Source organism: Streptomyces sp. NPDC023527 (assembly GCF_055560115.1).
Map to the genome: position 1 here is coordinate 42,985 of NZ_JBVHJJ010000022.1, position 9,310 is coordinate 52,294.

The 9,310-nt window shown below is 70.7% G+C and carries 13 protein-coding genes; 9 read left to right on the forward strand and 4 right to left on the reverse strand.

Annotation, left to right across the window (positions count from 1 at the left end):
• Window positions 1-2 precede the first annotated feature (2 nt).
• Entirely contained in the window at window positions 3-242 is a 240-nt protein-coding gene (locus ACZ303_RS31460) for a chaplin (protein WP_467343900.1), read from the forward strand.
• Between the two features lie 176 nt (window positions 243-418).
• A complete protein-coding gene (locus tag ACZ303_RS31465) occupies window positions 419-658 on the forward strand; it encodes a chaplin (RefSeq protein WP_467343901.1) in 240 nt (79 codons plus the stop codon).
• Between the two features lie 76 nt (window positions 659-734).
• Here ACZ303_RS31465 and ACZ303_RS31470 read toward each other — a convergent pair whose 3' ends face one another.
• Window positions 735-1,541 carry a hypothetical protein gene (locus ACZ303_RS31470; RefSeq protein ID WP_467343902.1) on the reverse strand — a complete coding sequence of 269 codons (807 nt, stop codon included), beginning with the start codon at window positions 1,539-1,541 and terminating at the stop codon, window positions 735-737.
• Window positions 1,542-1,645: 104 nt separating this feature from the next.
• Between ACZ303_RS31470 and ACZ303_RS31475 the strand changes: the two genes are divergently transcribed.
• From ACZ303_RS31475 to ACZ303_RS31490, 4 genes are all read left to right on the forward strand, one after another.
• Window positions 1,646-2,455, forward strand: a complete 810-nt coding sequence (locus ACZ303_RS31475) for an ABC transporter ATP-binding protein (protein ID WP_467343903.1) — start codon at window positions 1,646-1,648, stop codon at window positions 2,453-2,455.
• 70 nt (window positions 2,456-2,525) lie between these two features.
• On the forward strand, window positions 2,526-2,948 hold the full coding sequence (locus ACZ303_RS31480; protein ID WP_467343904.1) for an NfeD family protein: 423 nt from the start codon (window positions 2,526-2,528) through the stop codon (window positions 2,946-2,948).
• A gap of 109 nt (window positions 2,949-3,057) precedes the next feature.
• Window positions 3,058-4,014, forward strand: coding sequence for an SPFH domain-containing protein (locus ACZ303_RS31485; RefSeq protein ID WP_467343905.1), 957 nt, complete (start codon window positions 3,058-3,060; stop codon window positions 4,012-4,014).
• Between the two features lie 84 nt (window positions 4,015-4,098).
• Window positions 4,099-4,869: a sulfite exporter TauE/SafE family protein gene (locus ACZ303_RS31490; RefSeq protein WP_467343906.1), complete on the forward strand. Its 771-nt coding sequence runs from the start codon at window positions 4,099-4,101 to the stop codon at window positions 4,867-4,869.
• Between the two features lie 47 nt (window positions 4,870-4,916).
• Here the strand turns inward: ACZ303_RS31490 and ACZ303_RS31495 are convergent, their stop codons facing one another.
• Both ACZ303_RS31495 and ACZ303_RS31500 read right to left on the reverse strand, forming a co-directional pair.
• Complete coding sequence (locus tag ACZ303_RS31495; protein WP_467343907.1) at window positions 4,917-5,432, reverse strand: HNH endonuclease; 516 nt, start codon at window positions 5,430-5,432, stop codon at window positions 4,917-4,919.
• A 384-nt stretch (window positions 5,433-5,816) separates the two neighbouring features.
• Window positions 5,817-6,356, reverse strand: a complete 540-nt coding sequence (locus ACZ303_RS31500) for a YbhB/YbcL family Raf kinase inhibitor-like protein (RefSeq protein WP_467343908.1) — start codon at window positions 6,354-6,356, stop codon at window positions 5,817-5,819.
• An 82-nt stretch (window positions 6,357-6,438) separates the two neighbouring features.
• Here ACZ303_RS31500 and ACZ303_RS31505 point away from each other — a divergent pair, with 82 nt between their 5' ends.
• Window positions 6,439-6,891, forward strand: a complete 453-nt coding sequence (locus ACZ303_RS31505; protein ID WP_467343909.1) for a guanyl-specific ribonuclease — start codon at window positions 6,439-6,441, stop codon at window positions 6,889-6,891.
• Window positions 6,888-7,319, forward strand: a complete 432-nt coding sequence (locus ACZ303_RS31510) for a barstar family protein (RefSeq protein WP_467343910.1) — start codon at window positions 6,888-6,890, stop codon at window positions 7,317-7,319. The genes ACZ303_RS31505 and ACZ303_RS31510 overlap by 4 nt, the downstream gene beginning before the upstream one ends.
• A 28-nt stretch (window positions 7,320-7,347) precedes the next feature.
• Here ACZ303_RS31510 and ACZ303_RS31515 read toward each other — a convergent pair whose 3' ends face one another.
• A complete protein-coding gene (locus tag ACZ303_RS31515; protein WP_467343911.1) occupies window positions 7,348-8,130 on the reverse strand; it encodes a sporulation protein in 783 nt (260 codons plus the stop codon).
• A gap of 82 nt (window positions 8,131-8,212) precedes the next feature.
• Here ACZ303_RS31515 and ACZ303_RS31520 point away from each other — a divergent pair, with 82 nt between their 5' ends.
• Window positions 8,213-8,875: a DNA-3-methyladenine glycosylase gene (locus ACZ303_RS31520; protein ID WP_467343912.1), complete on the forward strand. Its 663-nt coding sequence runs from the start codon at window positions 8,213-8,215 to the stop codon at window positions 8,873-8,875.
• The last annotated feature ends 435 nt before the right edge of the window (window positions 8,876-9,310 follow it).

The window sequence follows — 9,310 nt, forward strand, 5'->3', positions numbered from 1 at the left end:
GAGTGAAGAACATGAAGAAGGCCGCGGCCATCACGATCGCCGTCGGCGGTCTCGCCCTCGCGGGCGCCGGTGCGGCCACCGCCCACGGTCAGGCGGACGGCAAGGTGTCGAACTCCCCGGGTGTCGCCTCCGGCAACGTCGTCCAGGTCCCGGTCAAGGTTCCGGTCAACCTCTGCGGCAACACCGTCACCGTGGTCGGCGCTCTCAACCCGACCCACGGCAACGTCTGCGTCAACGAGTAGGACCAGTGCGCTGCGCCCGCCCGGCTTTGATGCCAGTAGCCGGGCGGGCGGGGGGTGAGTAATCGCCCGAATGAGGGCAAACACCGTCGATGGCCGTGCCGTCGGCGGTGTGCTGGCGTTCATCAGTGCGCGACCCCGCGGCTGGGGCCGCCTGGACCAGCAGAAGGAAGACCCTCATGAACAATGCCAAGAAGGCCGTCCTCGTCATGGCCGCGGCCGGCGTGGCCGCAGGCGCCTCCGCCGGCGCCGCGGTCGCCGACAGCGGCGCCGTCGGTGTCGCCCAGGGCTCACCCGGCCTCGTCTCCGGCAATGTCATCCAGGTGCCGATCCACGTGCCGGTGAACCTCTGCGGCAACACCATCGACATCGTCGGGCTCCTCAACCCGACCTTCGGCAACACCTGCGTCAACAGCTGACGCTCCGCACAGCAGAGGGGGAGGCCCCGCGGACGAGGTCCGCGGGGCCTCCCCCTCTGCTGTGCGCGCGCCCGGCTCAGCGCTGCCCGCGCTCCCGCTCCTCCACCATGGCGTTGTACGCCGCGACCTGTGCCCGCCGGGCCGTCCGCTCCACGGGCCGCAGCGCCAGCGCGCGTGCCGTCATCTCCGACGCGCTCACCGCGCCACCGTGCTCCCGGCCCCGGCCGTCCCCCGGCTCGTAGGCGATCGCGATCAGCGCGCCGACCCGCTGCGCCAGCTCCAGCACGCGCACCGCCCGCGGCGGATAGCCGGGGGCGAGCACCTCGCGCCCGGCCTCGGCCCGTGCCCGGTACGCCTCCAGCGCGGCCTGCGCCATGGGCCCCGAGCCGGCCACGTCCAGCCGGGTGAGCACCTCGGTCGCCTCGCGCAGCGCCTCCGCGAGCTCCCGCTCGGCCTCACCGAGCGAGGGCACGTCCGCCGGCGGCGCGTCCCGCACGGCCGAGCAGTGCCACACCACCTCCACATGCACATCGCCCTCGGGCCCGGCCTCGTGGATCTCCGGTACGAGCCCGAGCGCGGCCCCGGTGGCGATGACCGCCTCCTCGGCCTCCAGCGCCCGGGCGTTGAACTCCGGCGGTCCGCTCAGCCCCAGCGGATGACCGGGCGCCGGCAGCGCGAGCCGCAGCCCGGTCGCGCCGAGCGCCCGCAGCCGGCCGAGCGCCAGCGTGAGGCCGACCGGCCCGGTCTCCCCGGGCAGGCCGGTGACGCGGTGCACCGCGTCGTCACCCGTAATACGGTGTGCGGCGTCATCGGGTGACGTGAATCCGGCAATGAGGGCATTTCCCCACGCGGTGAGGCGTCCTGAGCGGTGTTCATCCAGCATGGCCCCAGCCTAAGGACTGGCACCGACAGCCGGTGGCGTAAGTTTTTCCCTTGGGGCTGTCCCTGGGGGCTTCACCTACAGGCGCAAGCGACGACGAGACTGCAATGGGAGACAACGCGCTCATGAGCGAAGTGCTGGAACTGGTGGACGTATCCGTGGTCCGCGAGGGCCGGGCTCTGGTGGACCAGGTCTCCTGGTCGGTCAAGGAAGGTGAGCGCTGGATCATCCTCGGCCCCAACGGCGCCGGCAAGACCACCCTCCTGAATGTCGCCTCCAGCTACCTCTTCCCGACCAAGGGCTCCGTGAGGGTCCTGGGTGAGAAGCTCGGCGCGGTCGACGTCTTCGACCTCCGCCCGCGGATCGGCATCGCCGGCATCGCCCTCGCCGACAAGATGCCCCGCAGCCAGACCGTCCTGGAGACCGTGCTGACCGCCGCGTACGGCATGACGGCCACCTGGCAGGAGAACTACGAGGAGGTCGACGAGCAGCGCGCCCGCGCCTTCCTCGACGTCCTCGGCATGACGGACTACCTGGACCGGAAGTTCGGCACCCTCTCCGAGGGCGAGCGCAAGCGCACCCTGATCGCCCGCGCGATGATGACCGACCCCGAGCTGCTGCTCCTCGACGAGCCCGCCGCCGGCCTCGACCTCGGCGGCCGCGAGGACCTCGTCCGCCGCCTCGGCCGACTGGCCCGCGACCCGCTGGCCCCCTCGATGGTCATGGTCACCCACCATGTCGAGGAGATCCCCGCGGGCTTCACCCACGTGCTGATGATCCGCCAGGGCAAGGTCCTCGCGGCCGGCCCCGTCGAGCTCGAACTCACCTCCCGCAACCTCTCCCACTGCTTCGGCCTCCCTCTGATCGTCGAGCGCAACGGCGACCGCTGGACCGCCCAGGGCCTGCCCCTCTCCTGACCCCCGGCCACCCCCGACGGCGCGCCCCGCGCACTGTCGGGGGGCGGCCACCGCGCCCTACCATGAACGCGTGGACACATGGGTGTGGTGGCTCGTCGCCGCCGTCGGACTGGGTATCCCGCTGGTCGTCACCGCGATGCCCGAGTTCGGGATGTTCGCGGCCGGAGCCGTCGCCGCCGCCGTCACCGCCGCCGCCGGCGGTGGCACGGTCGCGCAGTTCGTCGTCTTCGCCGCCGTCTCGGTCGCCCTCATCGCCGTCGTACGCCCCATCGCCAACCGGCACCGCTCCCAGCGGCCCGAGCTGGCGAGCGGGGTCGACGCGCTCAAGGGCCGCCAGGCCGTCGTGCTCGAACGGGTCGACGGCCAGGGCGGCCGCATCAAGCTCGGCGGCGAGGTCTGGTCGGCGCGCTCCCTGGACACCGAGCGGGTCTTCGAGGCCGGCCAGCAGGTGGACGTCATCGAGATCGACGGCGCGACGGCCGTCGTCATGTGAGCGGCCGTCATGGCGAGCGGGCGTCATATCGGCCCAATCCCTGCACGGCGCCGCCGCGTTCTGAAAGACTCGGGAACTCGATCAACCACAACAGGCACGGGGAGCCACGATGGAACCGATCATCATCGTCCTGATCATCTTGGTGGTGCTGGTCTTCATCGCCCTCATGAAGACCGTGCAGGTCATCCCACAGGCCAGTGCCGCCATCGTCGAGCGCTTCGGCCGCTACACCCGCACCCTGAACGCCGGCCTGAACATCGTCGTCCCGTTCATCGACTCCATCCGTAACCGCATCGACCTCCGCGAGCAGGTCGTCCCCTTCCCGCCGCAGCCGGTGATCACCCAGGACAACCTGGTCGTCAACATCGACACCGTCATCTACTACCAGGTCACCGACGCCCGAGCCGCCACCTACGAGGTCTCCAGCTTCATCCAGGCCATCGAGCAGCTCACCGTCACCACCCTGCGCAACATCATCGGCGGCATGGACCTGGAGCGGACCCTCACCTCCCGCGAGGAGATCAACGCCGCCCTGCGCGGCGTCCTCGACGAGGCCACCGGCAAGTGGGGCATCCGCGTCAACCGCGTCGAGCTCAAGGCCATCGAGCCGCCGACCTCCATCCAGGACTCGATGGAGAAGCAGATGCGCGCCGACCGTGACAAGCGCGCCGCGATCCTCACCGCCGAAGGCATCCGCCAGTCGCAGATCCTCACCGCCGAGGGCGAGAAGCAGTCCGCGATCCTCCGCGCCGAGGGCGAGGCCAAGGCCGCCGCCCTGCGCGCCGAGGGCGAGGCCCAGGCGATCCGCACGGTCTTCGAGTCCATCCACGCCGGCGACGCCGACGAGAAGCTGCTCGCCTACCAGTACCTCCAGATGCTGCCGAAGATCGCCGAAGGCGACGCCAACAAGCTCTGGATCGTGCCCAGCGAGATCGGTGACGCCCTCAAGGGACTGAGCGGCGCCGTCGGCAACTTCGGCCCCATGGGCCCCCCGCGCCCCGGCAGCGGCTCCGGCTCGAAGACCACCAAGGAGACGCCCCGGCGCGAGCAGCCCCCCATCGACTGACACCGGCCCCCTCCTGCATGATCAGTACGGCCCCTCGACCTCTCATGGCGGGGAGGCGTCACACTGACCATGAAGGAGATGGCCTTGTCCATCTGGGAAGCACTCGCGGTCTTCGCCGCCGGCATCGGCGCGGGCACCATCAACACCATCGTCGGCTCCGGCACCCTCTTCACCTTCCCCGTGCTGCTCGCCATCGGCCTCCCGCCGATCACCGCCAACGTCTCCAACACCCTCGGCCTCGTCACCGGCAACATCAGCGGCGCCATCGGCTACCGCCGCGAACTGCGCGGCCAGCGCCGCCGCATCGTCCGCTTCGGCACCACCGCGCTGATCGGTGGCCTCACCGGCGCGATCCTGCTGCTCGCGCTCCCCTCGAAGGCGTTCGACGCGATCGTGCCGGCCCTCATCGGCCTCGCCCTGGTCCTCGTCATCCTCCAGCCCCGGCTCGCCAGGGCCCTCGCCCGCCGCCGCGAACGCAACGGCACCACCGACACCCCCACCGACGGCGGCCCCGGCCTGCTCGCCGGCCTGCTGCTCTCCAGCGCCTACGGCGGCTACTTCGGCGCGGCCCAAGGAGTCCTCTACCTCTCCCTCATGGGCCTGCTGCTCCGCGAGGACCTCCAGCGCGTCAACGCCCTCAAGAACGTCCTCGCGGTCGTCGTCAACGGCGTCGCCGCGCTCTTCTTCGTCTTCGTCGCCGACGTCGACTGGATCGCCGTGCTGCTCATCGCCGTCGGCTCCACCCTCGGCGGCCAGATCGGCGCCAAGGTCGGCCGCCGGCTGTCACCCACCGCCCTGCGCGGCGTCATCGTCGCGGTGGGCGTCGTCGCCATCGTGCAGATGCTGCTCAGATAGCCGGAACGACGACGGGGGCCGCCTCGACGAGAGGCGGCCCCGGGGTCTCAGGCCGGGGCGGGCGCGGGCAACGCCAGCCACTCCGGCAGCGGCTCACGCCCGTACGCCCCCAACGCCAGCAACAGGGCATCGGACGGGGTCGGCTCGAAGGGCCGGCTCAGCAGCCGCATCCCCGCCTGCTCGGGCGTACGGTCCGCCTTGCGGTGATTGTCCTCCGCGCACGCCGCGACCGTGTTCAGCCAGCTGTCCGCACCCCCGCGCGAACGCGGCACCACGTGGTCCACCGTCGTCGCCTTCCGCCCGCAGTACGCGCACCGGTGCCGGTCCCGCACCAGCACCCCCCGCCGCGACCACGGCGCCCGTCTTCGGAACGGCACCCGTACGTACCGGCAGAGCCTGATCACCTGCGGCACCGGCACATCGACCGTCGACGCCCGGACCCGCAACCCCGGCCTGGCCTGCTCGACGACGGCCTTGCCCTGAAGGACGAGCACCACCGCCCGCCGCAGCGACACCGTCGCCAGCGGCTCGAAGCTCGCATTGAGCACCAACGTCTCCCGCATCCCGTCCACCTCCCGGACCGTCCCCGCCCCAGCGGCAAAGATGGCTCAACTCTGCCCCTGGACGCGGCCGGAAAACAATGCGATTTCCGCAGGCGGCAAGGGAGTTGAGGACAGGCGCGATGAAGTGCGGGGAGGGAAGGGGGTAACGCTCCGGGCCCTTCCCCCGTGGCGAATCACGGGCCCGGAGCGTACGGCAGCGGACGCGGCCACCCGGCCCAACACCGGGCTCCGGCAGACGGCCGGCGCGCGCGCGCCCCGCCGCCCCCGCCACTGCGGTGTCCACTGCCCGACGGCCATGCGAAGCCGTCAGCCATGCACCACTGTGCGATCCGGGGCGACGGGGCGCAACGGAATTTCCGGTCGGCTCCCCCGTGCCTACGGGCCTCAGCCCTCGGCGGGCACCTCGTACTCGGCGACCGACTGCGCCCGCCCCAGGGAATGGAACCGCAGGTTGAAGCCCACCACGGCCGGCGAGACGTCCGCGTCCGGCCCCAGCTTCTCCTGGTCGACCGCGTACACCGTGAACACGTAGCGGTGCGGCCCGTCCCCGGGCGGCGGCGCCGCGCCACCGAAGTCACGTGTGCCGTAGTCGTTGCGGACATGCACCGCCCCGTCGGGCAGCCCCTTCATGTCCCCGCTGGCCGCCCCGGCCGGGAGCTCCGTCACCGACGCCGGGATGTCGAAGAGCACCCAGTGCCAGAAACCGCTGCCCGTCGGCGCGTCGGGGTCGAAGCACGTCACGGCGTAGCTCTTCGTCCCCGCCGGAGCGCCCTCCCAGCGCAGGTGCGGCGAGAGGTTGCCCTTGCTGTGCACCTGACCGTCGGCGAGCGTCCCACCGTCCGTCAGGTCATCGCTCACCACCGTGAACGAGGCCACCGGCGGATGGAAGTCATGGGGGAGCGGCGGTCGCTTCTGCTCGGGCACTTCGGCGCCTCCTGTACGCGGGGAACAGTGAAAGCGCCAGCCTAACCAGGCCGCGACCGCTCGGACTGAGACCATACGAAGCGTGCTTCGACAGCTTGGACCAATCGGACGACGCCCGGCCGGCCGCGCCCTGCGCGCGCTGACCGCCGTGCTCGCCACCCTTCCTCTGCTCCTCCTGCCCGCCTGCTCTTCCGGCGGCCACAAGGACGGCAGCACCACCACGACCGCCACACCCGTCCCGGCCTGGGCGAAGGGCATGAAGACGGTCACTCCGACCCGGCTGCCGGCCGAGGCCCGCAAGACCCTCGAACTCATCGAGCGCGGCGGCCCCTTCCCGTACGAGAAGGACGGCACCGTCTTCGGCAACTACGAGAACCGGCTGCCGAAACAGGCCCGCGGCTACTACCACGAGTACACCGTCCCCACCCCCGGCGCCCACAACCGCGGCGCCCGCCGCATCATCACCGGCGACCACGCCGAGCGCTACTACACCGGCGACCACTACCAGACCTTCGAAGCGGTGGTACAACCATGACCGGCCTGCTGCCCGCCCCCGGACTCACCGGACTCCTCCTCGGCACGACCCCGCCGGGGATCTACCGCCTGCCGCCCACCGACACCACCGCCCGCGCCGTGTCCATCGCCGCGGAAGCCGACTGGCGGGCGGCCGTGCTGCGCCTCGGCGGAGTGACGGACAAGGCCGGCTTCCTCGACCGCTGCGCGACCGACCTGGAGTTCCCCGAGTGGTTCGGCCGCAACTGGGACGCCCTCGCGGACTGCCTCACCGACCTCTCCTGGTGGCGCGAGGAGGGCAAGGCCCGCGGTTATCTCCTGCTCGCCGAGGGCTGGGACACCTTCCACAAGGCGGCCCCGCGCGACGCCCGCACGGCCGAGGCGATCTTCGGCGACGCCGTCGACCACTGGGCCGACGGCGAGTCGCCTCTGGCCGTGCTGCTGGGCTGACGCGCGTACGGCCGGCGGACCGGACCCGTCAGAACCAGTTGCGCCGGCCGCCGACCTCCGCGAGCCACTGGTTGAGGTACGCGGCCCAGTCGGTCTGTCCGTACGAGTGGAGGTCGACCGTGAACGAGCGGTAGGTGTCGCTGCCCTCGGTGAACAGCCCCGGCTTCTTGTCCATCTCCAGCACCACGTCCATCTCACGGTCGTCCGCGACGAACGACAGCTCGACCTCGTTCAGCCCCCGGTACTGCGACGGGGCGTGGAACTCGATCTCCTGGTAGAACGGCAGCCGCTGGCGCGTCCCCTGAATGCGACCGCGCTCCAGGTCGGCGCTCTTGAAACCGAAGCCCAGCTGCCCGAAGGCATCGAGGATCGCCTGCTGGGCGGGCAGCGGGTGCACGTTCACCGGATCGAGGTCACTGGAGTCCACGGCCCGTGCGATCGCGAGCTCGGTGGTCACCCCGATGTTCATGCCGGTGAGGTGCCGACCCAGGAACGTCGTGATCGGCGTCTCCCAGGGGATCTCCAGCCCGAACGGCACCGCGTGCACCGCCCCGGCCTGCACCTCGAACGCCCCGCCGACCTGTAGGCGCGTGAACTCCACGTCCTGCTTGTACTCGTTCTCACCGCCCTCGACCTCCACGCGCGCCTGGAGCCCGACCGACACCCCCTGGATCTGCTGGGCGACCGACCCGCCCTGGATGCGCACCTCACCCTGGACGACGCTGCCCGGGACGACGTTCTCCTCGAACAGCACCGTCTCGACGGAAGCGCCCCCGGCACCCAGGCTCGCCAGCATCTTCTTGAAGCCCATGCTCCCTCTTCCTCCTCGGGCCCGTGTGCGGACCCTTCTTGTACCGCGCATCTACCGCGCCACTGCGTTACGCTCGATCGGCATGATCGCCGCGCCTGACCGTATGCCAATCGCCCGCGACTTCTTCGACCGTCCCGTCCTGGAGGTCGCCCCCGAGCTGCTCGGCCGCACCTTGGTCCGCAACTCGCCGGACGGGCCGATCGAACTCCGCATCACGGAGGTGGAGGCCTACGCGGGCCAGGCGGACCCCGGCTCCCACGCCTACCGCGGCCGGACCGAGCGGAATGCCTCGATGTTCGGACCGCCCGGCCACGCCTATGTGTACTTCATCTACGGCATGTGGTTCAGCCTCAACCTGGTGTGCGGCCAGGAAGGCACGGCGAGCGGTGTGTTGTTGAGGGCCGGCGAGGTGATGCGGGGAGCGGAGCTCGCCCGCGCGCGACGCCCAAAGGCGCGAAGGGACCACGAGCTGGCCCAGGGTCCGGCCCGCCTGGCCACTGCCCTGGACGTCGACCGGAGCCTGAACGGCACCGACCTCTGCGCCGGCCCGAAGTCCCCGCTCACCGTCCTCACCGGCCACCCGATCCACCCGGACCGGGTGCGTAACGGCCCGCGGACAGGGGTAGGAGGCGAGGGCGCGACCCACCCGTGGCGCTTCTGGGCGGACGGCGACCCCACGGTCAGCCCTTACCGCGCCCATGTGCCGCGGAACCGGGGCAAGAAGACGCGCCCGGCCGGTGCTTGACTCCGGAGCGCCGAGGACCTAACGTAGCCCGAGCCGCTTGAGACGGACGGCGCCATGTGCGCGAACCGTGGAGCGGCAACAACCACTACTACTGAGGTCGCCCCCTGACCGGGTCATATTTTCGCTGTGCGAAATATGGCGTCGATCGGCTCGATTAGGAGCCGACAGGGAAAACCGCTAAAGTAGTGAACACCCCGCCGACGGGGATCGGAAACAAAATTCCAGCCGGAAACGGCACGGAAAAGGATCTGATAGAGTCGGAACACGAAATACCGAAGGGAAGCGCCCGGAGGAAAGCCCGAGAGGGTGAGTACAAAGGAAGCGTCCGTTCCTTGAGAATTCAACAGCGTGCCAAAAGTCAACGCCAGACTATAAAATACCCCGTCTCCGGCCTTCTGGTCGGGACGCGGTTCCTTTGAAAGTCCTGGTCACCTC

Excerpts from the sequence above, each read along its gene's own strand:
- ACZ303_RS31515 (WP_467343911.1), bottom strand. The coding sequence starts at position 8,130 with ATGGGCTTCAAGAAGATGCTGGCGAGCCTGGGTGCCGGGGGCGCTTCC.
- ACZ303_RS31510 (WP_467343910.1), top strand. The coding sequence starts at position 6,888 with ATGACCGGCCTGCTGCCCGCCCCCGGACTCACCGGACTCCTCCTCGGC.
- ACZ303_RS31485 (WP_467343905.1), top strand. The coding sequence starts at position 3,058 with ATGGAACCGATCATCATCGTCCTGATCATCTTGGTGGTGCTGGTCTTC.
- ACZ303_RS31475 (WP_467343903.1), top strand. The coding sequence starts at position 1,646 with ATGGGAGACAACGCGCTCATGAGCGAAGTGCTGGAACTGGTGGACGTA.
- ACZ303_RS31520 (WP_467343912.1), top strand. The coding sequence starts at position 8,213 with ATGATCGCCGCGCCTGACCGTATGCCAATCGCCCGCGACTTCTTCGAC.
- ACZ303_RS31470 (WP_467343902.1), bottom strand. The coding sequence starts at position 1,541 with ATGCTGGATGAACACCGCTCAGGACGCCTCACCGCGTGGGGAAATGCC.
- ACZ303_RS31495 (WP_467343907.1), bottom strand. The coding sequence starts at position 5,432 with ATGCGGGAGACGTTGGTGCTCAATGCGAGCTTCGAGCCGCTGGCGACG.
- ACZ303_RS31465 (WP_467343901.1), top strand. The coding sequence starts at position 419 with ATGAACAATGCCAAGAAGGCCGTCCTCGTCATGGCCGCGGCCGGCGTG.